At 67.5% G+C, this 15,765-nt stretch carries 13 protein-coding genes; 11 read left to right on the top strand and 2 right to left on the bottom strand.

Annotation, left to right across the window (positions count from 1 at the left end):
• Positions 1-53 precede the first annotated feature (53 nt).
• The 10 genes from ACFIMZ_RS36235 to ACFIMZ_RS36190 are packed head-to-tail and all read left to right on the top strand — an operon-like array spanning position 54 to position 10,383.
• Positions 54-1,124 carry a TauD/TfdA family dioxygenase gene (locus ACFIMZ_RS36235; RefSeq protein ID WP_431825495.1) on the top strand — a complete coding sequence of 357 codons (1,071 nt, stop codon included), beginning with the start codon at positions 54-56 and terminating at the stop codon, positions 1,122-1,124.
• 7 nt (positions 1,125-1,131) lie between these two features.
• Positions 1,132-2,178 (top strand): ornithine cyclodeaminase family protein, encoded by a 1,047-nt coding sequence (locus ACFIMZ_RS36230; RefSeq protein WP_431825494.1) that lies wholly within the window; start codon positions 1,132-1,134, stop codon positions 2,176-2,178.
• On the top strand, positions 2,172-3,554 hold the full coding sequence (locus ACFIMZ_RS36225) for an alanine racemase (RefSeq protein ID WP_431825493.1): 1,383 nt from the start codon (positions 2,172-2,174) through the stop codon (positions 3,552-3,554). Before ACFIMZ_RS36230 ends, ACFIMZ_RS36225 begins: the two co-directional genes overlap by 7 nt.
• A 2-nt stretch (positions 3,555-3,556) precedes the next feature.
• A complete protein-coding gene (locus ACFIMZ_RS36220; protein WP_431825492.1) occupies positions 3,557-4,603 on the top strand; it encodes a cysteine synthase family protein in 1,047 nt (348 codons plus the stop codon).
• Positions 4,600-5,976: an MATE family efflux transporter gene (locus tag ACFIMZ_RS36215; protein WP_431825491.1), complete on the top strand. Its 1,377-nt coding sequence runs from the start codon at positions 4,600-4,602 to the stop codon at positions 5,974-5,976. The genes ACFIMZ_RS36220 and ACFIMZ_RS36215 overlap by 4 nt, the downstream gene beginning before the upstream one ends.
• Positions 5,973-7,058 carry a FecCD family ABC transporter permease gene (locus ACFIMZ_RS36210; protein ID WP_431825490.1) on the top strand — a complete coding sequence of 362 codons (1,086 nt, stop codon included), beginning with the start codon at positions 5,973-5,975 and terminating at the stop codon, positions 7,056-7,058. Before ACFIMZ_RS36215 ends, ACFIMZ_RS36210 begins: the two co-directional genes overlap by 4 nt.
• Positions 7,055-8,122 carry a FecCD family ABC transporter permease gene (locus tag ACFIMZ_RS36205; RefSeq protein WP_431825489.1) on the top strand — a complete coding sequence of 356 codons (1,068 nt, stop codon included), beginning with the start codon at positions 7,055-7,057 and terminating at the stop codon, positions 8,120-8,122. The genes ACFIMZ_RS36210 and ACFIMZ_RS36205 overlap by 4 nt, the downstream gene beginning before the upstream one ends.
• On the top strand, positions 8,119-8,982 hold the full coding sequence (locus ACFIMZ_RS36200) for an ABC transporter ATP-binding protein (protein ID WP_431825488.1): 864 nt from the start codon (positions 8,119-8,121) through the stop codon (positions 8,980-8,982). Before ACFIMZ_RS36205 ends, ACFIMZ_RS36200 begins: the two co-directional genes overlap by 4 nt.
• A complete protein-coding gene (locus tag ACFIMZ_RS36195) occupies positions 8,969-9,952 on the top strand; it encodes an ABC transporter substrate-binding protein (protein ID WP_431825487.1) in 984 nt (327 codons plus the stop codon). Before ACFIMZ_RS36200 ends, ACFIMZ_RS36195 begins: the two co-directional genes overlap by 14 nt.
• Before the next feature lie 32 nt (positions 9,953-9,984).
• On the top strand, positions 9,985-10,383 hold the full coding sequence (locus ACFIMZ_RS36190) for a ParB N-terminal domain-containing protein (protein WP_431825486.1): 399 nt from the start codon (positions 9,985-9,987) through the stop codon (positions 10,381-10,383).
• Positions 10,384-10,637: 254 nt separating this feature from the next.
• Here ACFIMZ_RS36190 and ACFIMZ_RS36185 read toward each other — a convergent pair whose 3' ends face one another.
• Together ACFIMZ_RS36185 and ACFIMZ_RS36180 are read right to left on the bottom strand one after the other, a co-directional pair.
• On the bottom strand, positions 10,638-12,824 hold the full coding sequence (locus tag ACFIMZ_RS36185; RefSeq protein ID WP_431825485.1) for a hypothetical protein: 2,187 nt from the start codon (positions 12,822-12,824) through the stop codon (positions 10,638-10,640).
• A 1,284-nt stretch (positions 12,825-14,108) separates the two neighbouring features.
• The gene (locus ACFIMZ_RS36180; protein WP_431825484.1) at positions 14,109-14,492 is read right to left on the bottom strand and encodes an ATP-dependent protease; all 384 of its coding nucleotides are present in this window, start codon (positions 14,490-14,492) and stop codon (positions 14,109-14,111) included.
• 648 nt (positions 14,493-15,140) lie between these two features.
• Here ACFIMZ_RS36180 and ACFIMZ_RS36175 point away from each other — a divergent pair.
• Positions 15,141-15,725 carry a hypothetical protein gene (locus tag ACFIMZ_RS36175; RefSeq protein ID WP_431825483.1) on the top strand — a complete coding sequence of 195 codons (585 nt, stop codon included), beginning with the start codon at positions 15,141-15,143 and terminating at the stop codon, positions 15,723-15,725.
• The last annotated feature ends 40 nt before the right edge of the window (positions 15,726-15,765 follow it).

Genomic DNA, 15,765 nt, shown 5'->3' with positions numbered 1-15,765 from the left:
GGCTTCCGCCGCGCCGCCGGCGCGGGGCGCCCGTTTTCACACGAGGGAATCGCATGAATCTTGCTGAAGGCATCGATCCATCCGGTCTGAGGCCGGTCTCGAAGTCGCTCGCGATCTACGAATTGCGCGACGACGAAGTCGCCGGGCTCACGCACGTCGCGCGCGACCTGATCGCGCATCACGACAGTGTCGAGAGCCCGTCGTTCGCGCACGACTGCATGCTCGCCGCCCAGGAACTGCCGCGTTCGCTGCGTGCGCTCGCGCACCGCTACCGGCAACTCGAGCTGCCATGCAGCGTCCTGCTGCTGCGCGGAATGCCGGTCGACGACATGCGCATCGGCGCGTCGCCGTCGCACTGGGACGCGCCCTGGCGCAATCCGCCGTCGCTGCTCGAAGAGGCGATGCAGTGCCTGATGACGTCGCTGCTCGGCGACATGTTCGGCTGGCGCACCCAGGAGAACGGCCGGTTTCTGCGCCACATCGTGCCGATCAGGAAGGACCATGCGGAGCAGCTCGGCGGCGGCAGCAGCGTGACGCTGGTGTGGCATAACGAGGAGGCGTTTCACGAGCATCGCGCCGATTTCCTGTCGATTCTCTGCTACCGCAACGACGAGCACGCGCAGACGATTTTCTGCGGCATCGACGAGATCGAGATCTCGGACGAGATGTGGCGTGTGTTGAGCGCGCCGCGCTTCACGATCCTGCCGGACAAGTCGCACCTGCCCGAGCAGAACGTCAGCGACCAGTGGCGCCTCGACGATCACGTGTTCGAGCGAATTCGCCGCATGCACGAAAGTCCGGAGCCCGTGCCCGCGCTGTCGGGGCTGCGCGCGAAGCCGTGGGTGCGCGTCGACGAGGCGTTCATGGCGGCGCTGCCGGGCGACGACGAGGCCGAGCGCGCGCTGCGCTGGCTGATCGACGCGTGCTATGCGCACCAGACCAGCGTCGTCATGCAGCCGGGCGACATGGTCTGGGTCGACAACAAGCGCGCGGTGCACGGGCGCACGGTCTATCGCCCGAACTACGGGCCACGCCAGCGCTGGCTGCGGCGGGTCAACGTTCACGTCAACCTGCGCGAGACGCTGCCGTTCCGGCAGGCGCCGACCACGCGCGAAATCCTGTGAGGCGCAGATGAATACGATGACATTCGACCTGGCCGCGACGGCCGAAACCGGCGCCGACGTGCGCCCGCGGCTCGCGATGCAGCCGTCTCAGCTGCTCGTGCTCGGCAAGCGCGTGATCGACGAGCTCGACTACGACCCGGCGATGGTGCTCGATGCGGTCGAGCGCGCGTACCTCGGTCTTGCCACCGGCGAATCCGACAATCCGCGCAAGCTGATGAGCCAGCCTGCGGACAAGCACTCGGTCGCGTATTCGATGCTCGGCCGCGACGGCGGTCGCCGGACGGTCGGCTTCAAGACGTCGTACAAGCATGACCCCGAGCACAGCCGCGAGCTGCAGAAGTACTACACGACGCTGCTGCTGTTCGACGACGAGACCGGCATGCCGGTCGCCATGATGGACGGCAGCCTCGTCGGCTCGCTGCGCACGCCGGCCGTTTCGGCGTTGATCGCGCGCGCGGCCGCGCCGCACGCGCGCACGGCGCTCGTCGTCGGCACGGGCACGCAAGGACGGATGGCTGCGCCATTCCTGTTGACCGCGCTGCCGGACGTCGAGCGCGTGATCGTGCACGGCCATTTCGATGCCGGCCTCGAAGCGGTCCGCAACACGCTGAGGCGCTTTCATCCGGGCCGCGACATCGAGGTGTCGACCGATCTCGGCGCGTCCGCGCGGCAGGCGGACATCGTGCTCGGCGTGGCCGGCGCGGGCGCGCCGGAAGCGGTGCGTCACGCCGGGCTGAAGCCCGGCGCGCTCGCGCTGCTGGTCGGCTACGGCATTCACGCCGACGCGCTCCATCACGCCGACTACCGGATCGCGACGAGTGAAGCGCAAATGCAGGTGACGGGGATGGATCTCGTCGACGAGACGGGCAAGCTGCCGCCTGTCGATGCGGAGTTGCCGGACATCCTGCTCGGCCGCAAGCCGGCGCGCCGCGCCGACGACGAGATCGTGTTCGCGTTCAACAGCGGAATGATCGTGACCGACATCGCGCTCGGGCGCGTGCTGGCCGACGCGGCGCGCGCGAAGGGGCTCGGGAAGGAGGTCGAGCTATGGTGAACCGTATCCCGCGGTTGCCCGCGTTGTGGGATCCCGCGCAGCGCGACTTCGTGGATGAACATGAGGCGATGATCCACGAACTCGCGAACGGCTTCGATGCGCCCCTTCATCTGCTGTTCCCGGAGCGGTTCGCGCGCAATGTTGCGGCGTTTCAACGTGTGCTCGACGAACGTCGCGTGGCGGGGCGCGTGTACTACGCGAAGAAGGCGAACAAGGCGCGCTGCTTCGTGCGCGCCGCTGCCGACTCCGAAATCGGCGTCGACGTCGCGAGCGTGGGCGAATTCGCAGACGCAATGGCCGCGGGTGTCTGCGGCACCGACATCGGGGTTTCCGGCCCCGCGAAGGCGAGCGACCTGCTTCGGCTCGCGGTGCTGCACGATGCGCTGATCGCCGTCGACAGTCCCGACGAGCTCGGCCGTCTCGCCGCGATCGCGCAGCAATGCGGGTGCACCGCGCGCGTGCTGCTGCGCATGGAGCCGGCCGCGCAGGCGAAAAGCCGATTCGGTCTGGGCGCTGCGGCGCTCGATACGGCGCTGTCGTTCTGCGCGTCGAATCGGTCGTCGCTGGTGCTCGAAGGCTTTTCGTTTCACCTGTCGGGCTACAGCGCGGAGGCGCGCTGCGTGCAGGCGGGGATCGCGGTGCGCGCATGCGTGCAGGCGCGCGCGCTCGAACTTTCGCCGCACACCATCAACATCGGCGGAGGCTTCGCGATGTCGTACGCGAATGCGGACGACTGGCGTGCGTTCCAGGCAGCCCACGGCCCGGACGACTACCACGCGAAGAAGGTGTTCGACGGCTTCTACCCGTATCACCAGGCGTGCAGCGGCGCGCAGATGCTCGACGCGATCCTGTGCGGCATACCGGACGGCGAATCGAAGTCGCTCGCCGATCTGCTGCGCGAGCACGGCCTGCAGATGATGCTGGAGCCGGGGCGTGCGCTGCTCGATCAGGCCGGGTTCACGGTCTTCACCGTGCAGGGCGTGAAGGATCGCGGCGACTATGGCGTCGCGACCGTGAACGGCACGAGCTTCAGCGTCTCGGAACAATGGTTCGCGAGCGAGTTCCTGCCCGATCCCGAGCTGCTGGCCGCCGCGCGCGCGTTGCAGCAACCGCCGCGCGCGTCCGGACCGTACCGCGCCTGCGTCGGCGGCGCGAGCTGCCTCGACTCGGACATGCTCACGTGGCGCAAGGTCGCGTTCGCGCAGCGTCCCGAACCCGGCGACCTGCTGCTGTACCCGAACACGGCCGGCTACCAGATGGATTCGAACGAATCGCCGTTTCATGAATTGCCGCTGCCCCCGAAGCTTGTCGTAACCCTCGATGGTGCGCGCCCGCGTTGGCGCGTCGACCGCCTTTCCCCGTTTTCCGGAGCCTGACGATGAATATGCGTTTCCTGGGTGAACAACCGACGATCACCGTGCCGGCGATCGTATCGAAAGTGTCGGACCTCGTCGGCCGCACGCCATTGTTCGAGCTGATTCGCGGCGCCAACGGCGCACGCATCCTGCTCAAGCTCGAATCGACGAATCCGACCGGCAGCGCCAAGATCCGGATGGCGCGGCAGATGCTGGACGAAGCCGAGCAGGACGGCAGCCTGCGGCCGGCAGGCCGTGTGATCGAATCGACGTCCGGCAACACCGGCATGGGGCTCGCGTTGCTGTCCGCCGAGCGCGGCTACCGATTCACCGCGGTGGTCGACTGCCACGCGTCGAAAGACAAGCTGCGCGCGATGCAGGCGTTCGGCGCGGAGCTCGTCTATGTGAGCGAGGGCGATGCGCTCGCGACGGCGGATCGTGAGGCGCTGGCCGAGCGGATGGCGGCAGACGATCCCGACAGCATCTGGACCGAGCAGCACAACAATCCGGCGAACGGCAACGGCTATCGCGGGCTCGCGCGTGAACTGCGCGACGTGCTCGGCGAGCGGATCGACTACCTGGTCGGCTCGGTCGGCTCGGTCGGCACGGGCGGGTCGCTGTTCGGCACGGCGCGCGAGCTGTGCGCGACCGGCCCCGCGCCGCGCGTGGTGGGTGTCGAGCCGGTCGGCTCGATCGCGTTTGGCGGGGAGGGCGGCTCGTACTACCAGTCGGGCACAGGTACGCCGCCCGGCGCGGAGATAGGCGCGCTCGTCGACTACGCGCTGCTCGACGAAGGCGTCAAGGTGACGGACGCGGCCGCGTTCAACACCGCGCGCTACATCGCACGCAAGCGTGCGCTGCTCGTCGGCGGTTCGGCGGGCGGCGTGATCTGGCACGCGCTGAAGATGCTCGGCACGCTGCCGCCGGATTCGACGCTCGTCGTGCTGGTCTGCGACGGCGGCGAAAAATATCTCGATACCGTATTCAACGACGACTGGATGAACGAGCGCGATCTGCTCGACGATTCCATTGCCCGCGAACTCGATCCCATCTTTGCCGACGCCGCATGAAGCTTCATCGACAGTTCTGGCTCGACGCCAGAAACATCGGCGCGCTTGCCGCGCCGCTCATCCTCACGCAGCTCGCGCAGGTCGCGCTGACCACGACCGACATCGTGATGATGGGGATGCTCGGCCCGCGCGAGATCGCCGCCGGCGGCCTCGCGCTGACGATATTCAACCAGCTGCGCACGATGGGAACGGGGCTCGTGACGGGCACCGGCAACCTTGTCGCGTTCGCCAACGGCCAGCACGACCATTCGGAGATCATGCGTCTCGTGCGCGCGAGTTTTGCGTTGTCGACCCTTGCGGCGCTTGCGTTCGCGCTGTTGATGCTGTTCGTCGAGAAGCCGCTCGTGTGGCTTGGCCAGGACCCGGCCGTGGCGCGGCAGACTGCGTTCTATCTGGCGGCGGCTGCGCCCGGGATGCTGCCGTGTCTCTGGTTTCAGTCGCTGCGCCAGTACACGGTCGGGCTGCGCAAGCCGGGGCCGCTGCTCGCGATCACGGTCGCGTCGATCGCCGTCAACGCGGCCCTCGACTACGCGTTGATGTTCGGCCGCTTCGGCCTGCCCGAACTGGGTTTGACCGGCGTGGCGTGCGCGACGAGCGGCGTGTACCTGATTTCGTTCGTCGCGTTTCTCGCGATCGCGAAACGCCGGGCGGAACTGGCCGAGCACCTGTCGCTGGACGCCTGGCGTGCCGATGCGCAGGCGCTCGCACGCACATGGAAGATGGGGCTGCCGATCGCGGCCACCTATGGCTCCGAGGCGGCGTTCTTCACCGTGCTCACGCTCGTGATCGGCACGCTCGGCACCGACGCGCTCGCCGCACAGACGATCGTCAACCAGGTGATCTACATCGTGTTCATGATCTCCGTCGGCTTGTCGCATGCGTCGTCGATCAGCATCAGCCATGCATGCGCGCAGCACGACTATCGCGGCGCGCGGCGTCTCGGGTATACGGGGCTCGTGCTCGGCGTCGGCGCGATGCTGATCGTCGCGCTGCCGTATCTCGTCGCGCCGACGCGCGTGCTCGCGCCGTTCCTCGGCCACGGCGCGGCCGCGAACACCGACGTGCTGCGGCTCGCAACCGGCCTGCTGACGATTGCCGCGTTGCTGCAGATCTTCGATTGCAGCCAGAACATCGGCGTCGGCATCCTGCGCGGGCTCGGCGACGTGAAGAGCTCGTTCCGGATTTCGATCGTCGGCTACTGGATGATCGGCCTGCCGGTCGCCTGGGCGGCCGGCGTGACGCTCGGCTACGGGATCTACGGGATCTGGATCGGACTCGCGATCGGGCTCGCCGCCACGGCGACGATGCTGCTGCGCAAGTTCGAATACCGCCTCGGCATGCTGGCCAAACAGGCGAGCGCGAGTCATTCATGAACGAACGGCATGGGGTGAGACGACAGGGGGCCGGCGGGCAGTCGCCGGACGGGCATCGCGCGCAGGCGTCGCCGCCCGGTTCGGCACGTGAGCCGCGTGCCCGCATTGGCGCGATCGTGCTCGCACTGATCGTCGCGCTGGGTGTCGTAGCGCTCGCGAGCCTGTGCGCGGGCAACTTGGTGCTCAGCCCGGCCGCCGCGCTCGAAGCGCTGGGCAGCGGCGGCGACGCGCCCGCCGCGCAGATCGTCCACGCATTGCGGTTGCCGCGCTTCATCGCGGCGCTGCTGGTCGGCGCCAGCCTCGCGGTGGCCGGCGCACTGATGCAGGGCATCACGCGCAACCCGCTCGCCGATCCGACGCTGACCGGCGTCGTCAGCGGCGCGGCGCTTGCGGTCGTCGGGGCAACCGTGCTGGCGCCGGACGTGCCGGCCGGCGCGCTGCCGTTCGTCGCACTGATCGGCGGCGGCGGGGCGGCAACGCTCACGTTCGCGCTTGCATGGCGCGCACGCCTGTCGCCGCTGCGCCTGTCGCTGGCCGGGACGACGATCGCCGCGCTTGGCAGCGCGGGCATCATCTCGCTGATGACCGCGGCCGGCCCGCAGGCAGGACCGCTGTTCTATTGGCTGGCGGGCGGCCTTTCGGGTGTCGGCTGGCAGCAGGTCGCAATGGTGGCGCCGTGGACCGTCGCCGGGCTCGCCGCCGCGTTCGCCGGCGCGCGTGTGCTCGACACGCTCGCGCTCGGCGACGAAGCGGCGCAGAGCGTCGGCCTCGACTTGCTGCGCTGGCGCCTGATCCTTGGCGGCATCGCGGTCGCGTTGTCGGCATCGGTGGTCGCGATGGCGGGGCCGGTCGGCTTCGTCGGGCTGTGCGTGCCGCATCTGGCGCGCGTCGCACTTGGCGGCGGGTATCGGCGCACGCTCGGTGCGACCGCGCTGGCCGGCGCGCTGCTCGTCGCTGCCGCCGATCTCGTCGCGCGCACCGTCGCCGCGCCGCGAGAATTGCCGGTCGGTTTTCTGACCGCGCTGGTTGCGACGCCGCTGCTGATCGTGATGATCCGGCGCGACGAAGGGGCATCGTCATGACCGGCACGGCGAATCCGTCGGTACGCGCGGCGAGCGCGCAACGCAAGTGGTTGCGCACGATCACGCGTGGCGCGGGCGGGGCGGTGGCGCTGGCACTCACGATCGTGCTTGCGGTGCGGTTCGGTGCGGCCGACTTCCCGTGGACGGCCGCCGTTCAGGCCTTGATTCATCGTGACGGCGCGCACGACGCCGCGTTCGTGCTGTGGGAGCTGCGCATGCCGCGCGTGCTGCTCGCGCTGATGATCGGCGCGCAGCTTGCGGCGAGCGGGCTCGTGCTGCAGGCGGCGCTGCGCAACCCGCTCGCGGAGCCGGGCGTGATCGGCGTGTCGTCCGGCGCGACGCTCGGCGTGATGGCGCTGCTGCTCGTCGCGAATTTCTCCGGCTCGCTCGACAGCAGCCGGCTCGACGCGTACGACGCGACGTGGATGACGCTCGTCGCGCAATTCGGCGGTGTCGGCGCGGCGATCGGCGTTTATGCGCTCGCGTGGCGCAACGGCACCGCGCCGTTCCGGCTGATCCTGATGGGCGTCGCGGTCAGCGCCGCGCTGTATGCCGTCGCGATGACGATCCTTGCGGGCTGGGGTTCGAGTCGCATCGAGGTGCTGCTCACATGGCTGTCCGGCAACCTGTACGCGCGCGGCTGGCAACACGTGCTGCTGCTCGCGCCGTGGAGCGCCGCGACGATCGCGCTGATGCCGGCGATCCTGCCCACGGTGCAGGTGCTGACTCTCGGCGACGATGCGGCGGCGAGTGTCGGCCTCGATGTCGAGCGCTGGCGTCTCGTCGCGATCGTATACGCGAGCTTCGCAGCCGCGTGCGCGGTGGCGATCGCCGGTCCCGTCGCATTCGTCGGGCTGGTTGCGCCGCATCTCGCGCGGCTTGCGATTGGCGGGCCGCTTGCACGGCAGGCGCCGTTCGCGCTGCTGACCGGTGCGCTGATCACGGCGCTCGCCGATCTGGCCGGTCGTGTCGTCGTCGCGCCGGCCGAAATTCCAGTGGGTGCGGTCACCGCGCTGTTCGGCGCGCCGCTGTTTCTCTATCTGCTCTCCCGATCTTCCCGATGACACTCGTTGCCCGCGATCTCTCGCTGGGATACGGCGCGCGCCGTATCGTCGACAACCTGTCGCTGTCGATCGAGCCCGGCCGGACCACCGTGCTGCTCGGTCCGAACGGTTCCGGCAAGAGCACGCTGCTGCGTGCGCTCGCCGGCCTGCTCGCGCCTCGCGAAGGCGCAGCGCTGCTCGACGGCGTGCCGCTGCAGCACTGGCCGCGCCGCAAGCTCGCGCGTCGCATCGCCTTTCTCGCGCAGACCCAGGACGTGCCGCCTGGCCTGACCGTGCAGGAACTCGTGCGTCACGGACGATTCGCGCATCGCACCTGGCTGCGCGGCGAAACGGACGACGATCGCGACGCGGTCGATTGGGCGCTTGAGACGGCCGGTCTCGCCGCCATGCGCGAGCGTCCGCTCATCGCGCTGTCGGGCGGAGAGCGGCAGCGCGTGTGGATCGCGATGGCGCTCGCGCAGCGGGCGGACATCCTGTTGCTCGACGAGCCGACGACCTATCTCGACCTTGGACATCAGCTCGACGTGGTGACGACGCTGCGGCGCCTCAACGAGACGTTCGGCCTGACGATCGTGATGTCGCTGCATGACCTGAACCAGGCAATGCGTTTCGCGGACCGCGCGGTCGTGATGCGCGACGGTCGGCTGATCGCCGACGGCATGCCGGTCGACGTGCTGACGCCTGCCTTGGTCGCCGACGTGTTCCATGTGCTCAGCGAGCGGTTGCACGGCGCGAGCGACGGCGTGCCGGTGTGCCATCCGCTTGGCTATGCGGCGCCGGGAAGCGGGGCGTCCGATGCGCAACGGGTTCCCGGCAACGTCTTGCCTTTCGTTTGGCGGGTCTCCAATGATCGACCGTAAGCGCCGCGCACTCGCGCTCGCGTTGCCCGCGTCGCTCGCGTCCGTGCTGGCGCGGCCCGTTCGCGCAGCGGCACCGTCCGTGCCGTACAGCGTGGTCGACGATCGCGGCGTGACGCTGCGCTTCGACACGGCGCCACGCAGGCTCGCGACGGTTTCGTACTTCGGCGCCGATACCGCGCTCGCGCTCGGCGTGCAGCCGGTTGCTTCGACGTTCCTCGTGCGCGGCCGCCGCCCCGCGTATCTGCTCGACCGGATGGATCGCGTGATCGATCTCGGTCAGCGCGCCAGCCCGAGCCTGGAGTTGCTGGCGAGCACGCATGCCGAACTGATCGTCGCGATCCGGCGCTACACGGAGGCGAATGCGGCGAGGCTGCAGCAGATCGCGCCGTATCTCGCGCTCGATCTCGAGGTCCGCGCGGACAGCGACCGCAGCATCGCGCTCGTCGGCGCGGCGCTGGGGCGCGCCGAGGCCGCCGCCGCGCTGAACCGGCGCTTCGCCGGCGTGTGCGCTGAGGTTCTCGCGCGCGTCGCGTCGCGCCGTGCGCCGCGCTACCTGTTCGTCTGGGGCGCTGGCGTGGCGCCGTGGGCGTTCTACGACGAGAACATGACCTGCTCGCTGCTGAATGCGTTGGGCGGCGTCAACGTCGCGGGGCGCAATCCGCTGCCGTCGCGACGCGACAACACCGCGTTTCAGATGAGCCTCGAGACGCTGCTGATTGCGGAGCCCGACATGATCTTCGTGTACGACGACGGCGGGCCGCGCGGCTTCGAGACGAATCCGGTGTGGCGGCACCTGACCACCGTGCGCCGCGTACGGATCGTGCGCGTCGGCGATCACTGGATCGAATCGTTCGGCCCGATCGCACGTCATGCGGTGCTGGCCGAGGCTGCCGCGCATTTGCATCCGGACCGGTTCGCACGGCCCGACCTGCGCGAGATCGCTTCATCGTATCTGGGCCAGGCGGGTTGATTTCCCTTTCATCAATTTCAAAGGATCGCGCCATGCAGCATGACACCTGGACCATCGAGCTGATTCCGACCGAACGGATCCTGCCGAACGAAGAGCATGACGAAATGCGCCTGCTCGAAGTGCTGGACAGCATTGCGCGCAGCGGCCGCTGGACCACGCCGATCGTGCTCGAGCGCGCGAGCCTCGCGGTGATGGACGGGCATCACCGGCTGGCGACGGCACGTCGTCTCTCGCTGCCGCGTGTGCCGTGCGTACTGCTTGATTATGCGCAGGTCGGTGTCGAGGCGCGTCGCCCGAACTTCAATGTCGACGGCGACCAGATCGTTGCGCGCTCCCGGGCACGCATGCTGTATCCGCCGAAGACGACGCGGCATATTTTTCCGCAGCCGCTGCCGGTATGCAGTATCGACATCGCCACGCTATCAAGGTGAGAGCGCTGTATCGAGATGGACGATTTCTCTTCTCGGGCGCCGTACCTGCCTCGGCCGGTACGAGGTCTGGCCACCTCCTCGCCGAGCCCATGCCGGCGATGGCATGGGCTGGTCGACGTCGTCGGGTCCGCTTTCGGTGACGCATTCCCCGCCGCTTGGCCGCGCCGGTCCGATCGAACCGGCGCGGCCAAGCGGCTCTCGCGCGGCGTGCGATCGACGTCGACGCCTCATCGAACGATCGAACGCCGGAATGGTTACGACGCCGCGCCTTTCACGGCATTGGCGGCATTCCCGGCCGCCGTCTCGGTCGAGCCGCGCCGCGGCGCGTCGCCGCCGGCCGCGCGCGCCTCCCACCAGTACTTGCCCGCGCGCAGTTGCGGATCCTGGATCGCCAGATAGGTCGTGCTCCACTGTTGCGCGGCGTTCGCCTCCGTCGCGTCGGCGCTGCGCGTGCCGAACGCCTCCGTCTGGTATTGCCCGTTCGCATACGACCACGACCACATCTCGGTCAAGCGCATGTCCTTCGCGTTCGCGATCACCTGCCAGATCTGCTGACGCGCCTGCGTAAGCAGCGTGCGCACGTCGCTCGGCAAATCGGTACGCGCGAGCTGACGGTCGAGGCCCGCGACCCACATCGCCTGCTGCCACGACCAGATCACCGTGCCGTGATACGCGGCGCTCGTGAAGCGCGGCCACAGCGTCGGGCCCGCGTACGCCGGATTCGCGATCAGCATGCCGACGTCGGTCACAAGACCGACCGGGAACGGCTGCATCACGCCGGTGACGATGTGCGCGAGCAGCGCGGGCGACGGATTGCCGAACAGCAGCACGAAGCCGCCGTCCGAGTGCATGATCGGAATCGGGTTGCCGCTCGAGTCGAGCGCGATCGCGTCGAACTGCAACGCCGCGTTCGGCACCACGCCGGCGGGCACGCCCGCCTGCGGCGCATACGCGGCGAGCTTCGCGCGCGCGTCGTTCGGCGTGACGGCCACCTGGAAGTACGGCGGCGCCGCGCGCTCCCAGACTTCGGCCGCCGCGCCCGCGTTCGCGAGCACGGCGCGCTGGTCGGCGCTCAGGTACGGGTCGAGCAGCCCGCGTGCGAGGAAGTTGCTCGTCGCGCGCAGCGCGGCCGGCACGAGCGCGACGTTCACGTCGTACGGGTAGACGCCGCCGCCGATGCCGTCGGTGCTGTCGCGCCAGTTGCCGACGATCTCGCCGGGACGCAGATGGATCAGGTTCGCAGCGAGCGCCTGCTGCGCGAACGGCTGCGCGGTCTGCGCGACGCGCAGCAGATTCGCGACGAAGCGGCTGCCGTTCGTCACGCCGTCACCGCCCTTTTGCGCGAGATACGCGGCGGCGCGCGCCTGCCCACGCGGATCCTCGATCAGCCAGTCCTCCATGATCGGCGCGAGCATGTAGTCGCCATCGATCATCTTGTAGTCGTAGGTCGGCGTCGGATCGTTCGGGCGGCCGTGCTTCCGGTTGTCGATCAGCGCGAATTCGCCGATGCCTTCCTCGTGCGCGACCTTGCCGTCCGGCGACAGGCGGCTCAGCACCGAGCCGAGCCCGGCCTCGATCACGTCCGGCTGCAGCACCGGCATCAGCATGCGCACCGAGATCAGCGTGTCGCGGCCGAAGTAGGTGTCGTACTGCCACGAGCCTGCGAGCAGCTTGTCGCTGAAGCTCAGGAATTCGAACACGTTCTGGCTCAGCGGATCGGGGTTGACCGCGGACGTGAACAGATTCGCGTGCGTGATCGGCTGCAGCGGCGTCTCGCCGCTGAACGCCTCGATTCGCAGCCGCAGCGCCGGTGCGCCGGACGGCGATTGCAGCAGCAGCTTGCCGGCGCCGTCAGTGGCGATCGCGCCGCCGTCGATCGCCGTGACGCGTAGCGCGTAGCCCGGCGCGCCGTCGACGCGATTGCGCTGCCAGAGTGCGACGTTGCCGGACACGGACGGCCGCGCGACGATATCGGACGGCACGGTCGCGCCGCCGTTGTAGTCGCGCAGGAAGCGCACTGAGCTGAGCAGCGCCTGCCGGATCGACAGGCTGTTCGTATCGGCCGATACGTCGACGCGGATGCCGTACAGCGTCCGGCCCGACGCGTCCAGCATGGTGGAGGGTGAAATCGGCGTGTCCTGGCTCCAGTTGACGGGCTGCGACGTGTCGTCGAACCAGAGGCCCGTGCCGCTGTTGCCGGCCGGAAACACGACGAGCAGGCGCGGCTTCGTCGATGCGCGCATCAGCAGATGCGCGGCGATCTTGTCTTGCCGATAGAACGCGTTGATCTGTCCACCGCGGTCGAGCCGGAACGCGAGCGCGGATGCGGGCGGATCGCCGTCGTCCGAAATGTCGTCTTGATCGGAACAGCTCGCGAGAAAGGCAATGAAAAGGGCGAATAAATAACTTAAGACTTTCCTCGTATCAAGACGCGCCTTCATATCTCCTCCATTTGCTCGTGGGCAAGGGAAATTGTGTCGAAGAGCCCGATGAACGGACGTCGCCCGGTGGCGAAAGCACTGCTGAATGACGCTTGAATCGGGATGCTCGGTGCGAGACGGCCGGATGCTCGCGGGATCGTGATGCGGATCGCGTGCCGACGCGGCAATGTGCGCGTGTCGCGCGCGTAGCCACCGGGGCCGGCGAGCCGCTGCTTCTGCGGCCGGATGCGAGCCGGGTCGAATGCGGAGGACGCGCGACGCGCCGATGTGCACCGCGCTCGCCGAGTGCGACGCGAGCCTGTCGCGCATCGGAGGAAACGTTTGAACTTCGGCTACGTCGCGTGCTGCGCGCTCGTTCCCACACGCAGGGGTGGTTCGTCAGCACGATTGCATGCTAAACCATTCGTCTGATTAATTGGGCGGGAATGTGTATTGCTTATCGCATTTTTTAATCACGCAGAGTTGTCAATGAATCGCGCAGCGGCGCATTGGCGCGGCGAATTGCGGGACGCAATCAGTGTTGATTTTCGGCACGCCGGATGTCGAGCGGCCAGGTCGTGCGGATCGATTAGTCCGCAGTCGTTCGCAGCGCGGCCGTGCGATGATGGAGCCGTTCAAGCGCAGGTGTGATTCGGCACTGGCGCGTCAAATAATCGTGTCCGTGCTGCGATCTTGTGTCCATCGCGCTGCGCGAGGGTTCGCCCATGCTGGCTGAGCACCTGCGGGAGTCGATCAGCAAGCATGACGCCCCCTGCTTGACGTCCGTCTCGCCCGCAACTGATCGAGCAGTTCGCGTCACGGTGGGCCGACACGGCGTCGTTCGCCGATCATGAGGTCGGGCGCTTGTTTCGGTCGCTGCTTTAGGCGTTCCTTCATCCTCTTGGCGCCGAATAAATTGAGTTGTGTGAGCGCGGAGCCGGCTCCGGCCAGGTTTTTGGGGGCAGCGCGAGCGGTCGGGCAGGGGATGGAGTGGAAATGCCCTATCTGATAACTCGGCTTATCTCGTTACCACGCCGTTCTACGAGGTCCACAAACGCCGGCGTGCGATACCGAATGGCCGCTTCGGCGAGACGCGACGGCGTTTTGCGACCCGTTGCTGCCGCTCGAGCCGTTGCATCTCCTAGAACAGGCATCAGAGCACAACGGTCACTCGTTCCGAAGATCCGAAAGCTTGTCCTCCCTTAGCGGATCGGTTGCAGCAACTGAGCGCCCGGCGTACCACGTGACTGACCTGACTCTAGCCCCGCACCCGGCACGACTCGAGACCCCAATGGCAAGCAATGGTCAGAGATCTCCGCGCACTTCACCGGTTCCCAGCGCGCTCCGCCGCCGGTTGACTTCCGCCCAAAGCTCATCGCTGTCGTCATTGCGCAGCAGGACCATCCAGTCCAGTTGATCGTCGGTCACGCCGAAGTATTCCAAGATTTCCCGGCGAACCGCATCGATGAACTGCGCGTATTCCGGGGTTGCCTGGGCCCGCGCGTGCAAGGCATCGTATGCTGCATCGTCCGCGCCGCCGCCGTGCTTGTCGATATAGCGCGAGATCCACTGGTCTCGTTCGCGGTCGTAATCGGCCTCGGCGCGCATCGCTTGCACAGCCGTGTAGAAATCCAATTGGGCAAACGCGGCGATCGCCGCCGTTGTCGCCTCGTCGAATGTAGTCGTCATCCCATCTCTCATGTTGGTCATGGCACATCATCGCACGGGCCACATCTGGGCAGGTGCCTCGAATCCGGATGGTGCAACACGCCCCTGGGCGCCGACGTTTAGCCGGTGCGAAGGCGCTATACCGGGGCGTTCATGTCTTCGAGTGCGCCACGCATCGGGGCCGCACGGGCAACAGGACACTCGTTTTGCTGCACTGCATGCACCGCGATGAAAACAACCGGGCGTGCCAGATCGCAGAACAAGTTTCGAGCGTATCGCTGCGAACGTCATGCCGGCACTTAAGCGCCAATATGGGCGCTGGTCGTGAATTGCTCATCATGGCGGAACTCCGCAGGATACCTCCCTGGTGGTACGTTACGGGCTCAAAACGACCCGGAGCGGACTTTCAACGTTCTCGTCAGCGGACGGTCACGAACAGGACCATCGAGTTCAACTGGTCTCGCGATGAAGCCGAACGCGATCCTGTCGCCAGCCGTCATAGCCGACTCACACCGCATCGCACGAGCACGCACTGAAGCCATCGCAGGCGATCGGCACGGCGGTGATGCTTGCCCGCGTCCGACTCGTCGGGCAATGACGCATCTTTTCCCATCAAGTTTGCCGCAGGCCCGCCGTAAGACAGGGTTTAACTGCTCAAGGCCTTGCCTCATGTCGTTCACTTCCCTGGCGCACGTCCTCGGCGTTTCCGCGGCTGCACTTTGCCTCGGCGCCTGCGCTATGCCGCCTACGCCCCAGTCGAATGCTTTGGCACCCGAAGAGCGAGCGCGAGCCATCGCGGCGATTTCGCATTTCATGTCGGACGGCGATGTAAACAGTTTCGATTCTGTATCGAAGGGTTTCGACGCACCCCTGTACAGAACCGAGCACCACACCGGAGCCGGACGCACACTTTATGTCACGTACCGCGGGTTCCAGAAACGAAGTGACGCCTTCTCCATTGATTCCACTTACCGGCAAACCTGGAGCGAAGCCTATAGCAAACATCCGACCGTATCGTCCGACCTGGATTTGCGGATGAGCCACGATTTCTGCCTGACGCGCGACGAGCTCAGGCAAGCGTTCGGTGACCAAGTCGACAGGCACGACGACCCCAAGGGTAAGTACGGCGGCCTTACGACGAGCAAGAATCTCGCGCTGGTCGTATTCACCGACGACGGCAGTTGCGTGAAGTACATCAGTATTTTCGCTCGCCGCGAGCACGCACCCAAAACGACGACCACGGAGTTGCACTGAGTGGTGGGGCTTCCCCACTGGCGGTCCGCGCGTGTCGGAA

Origin of the sequence: Burkholderia sp. F1, assembly GCF_050813845.1 — a bacterium.
GTDB lineage: Bacteria > Pseudomonadota > Gammaproteobacteria > Burkholderiales > Burkholderiaceae > Burkholderia > Burkholderia ubonensis.
Note: the sequence above shows the minus strand (reverse complement) of the source record. Positions and strands in the feature narration are given on the sequence as shown.

What these genes read in the sequence shown, in the direction of transcription:
- ACFIMZ_RS36235 (WP_431825495.1), top strand. Translation starts at nt 54, where the DNA reads ATGAATCTTGCTGAAGGCATCGATCCATCCGGTCTGAGGCCGGTCTCG.
- ACFIMZ_RS36230 (WP_431825494.1), top strand. Translation starts at nt 1,132, where the DNA reads ATGAATACGATGACATTCGACCTGGCCGCGACGGCCGAAACCGGCGCC.
- ACFIMZ_RS36225 (WP_431825493.1), top strand. Translation starts at nt 2,172, where the DNA reads ATGGTGAACCGTATCCCGCGGTTGCCCGCGTTGTGGGATCCCGCGCAG.
- ACFIMZ_RS36220 (WP_431825492.1), top strand. Translation starts at nt 3,557, where the DNA reads ATGAATATGCGTTTCCTGGGTGAACAACCGACGATCACCGTGCCGGCG.
- ACFIMZ_RS36215 (WP_431825491.1), top strand. Translation starts at nt 4,600, where the DNA reads ATGAAGCTTCATCGACAGTTCTGGCTCGACGCCAGAAACATCGGCGCG.
- ACFIMZ_RS36210 (WP_431825490.1), top strand. Translation starts at nt 5,973, where the DNA reads ATGAACGAACGGCATGGGGTGAGACGACAGGGGGCCGGCGGGCAGTCG.
- ACFIMZ_RS36205 (WP_431825489.1), top strand. Translation starts at nt 7,055, where the DNA reads ATGACCGGCACGGCGAATCCGTCGGTACGCGCGGCGAGCGCGCAACGC.
- ACFIMZ_RS36200 (WP_431825488.1), top strand. Translation starts at nt 8,119, where the DNA reads ATGACACTCGTTGCCCGCGATCTCTCGCTGGGATACGGCGCGCGCCGT.
- ACFIMZ_RS36195 (WP_431825487.1), top strand. Translation starts at nt 8,969, where the DNA reads ATGATCGACCGTAAGCGCCGCGCACTCGCGCTCGCGTTGCCCGCGTCG.
- ACFIMZ_RS36190 (WP_431825486.1), top strand. Translation starts at nt 9,985, where the DNA reads ATGCAGCATGACACCTGGACCATCGAGCTGATTCCGACCGAACGGATC.
- ACFIMZ_RS36185 (WP_431825485.1), bottom strand. Translation starts at nt 12,824, where the DNA reads ATGAAGGCGCGTCTTGATACGAGGAAAGTCTTAAGTTATTTATTCGCC.
- ACFIMZ_RS36180 (WP_431825484.1), bottom strand. Translation starts at nt 14,492, where the DNA reads ATGACGACTACATTCGACGAGGCGACAACGGCGGCGATCGCCGCGTTT.
- ACFIMZ_RS36175 (WP_431825483.1), top strand. Translation starts at nt 15,141, where the DNA reads ATGTCGTTCACTTCCCTGGCGCACGTCCTCGGCGTTTCCGCGGCTGCA.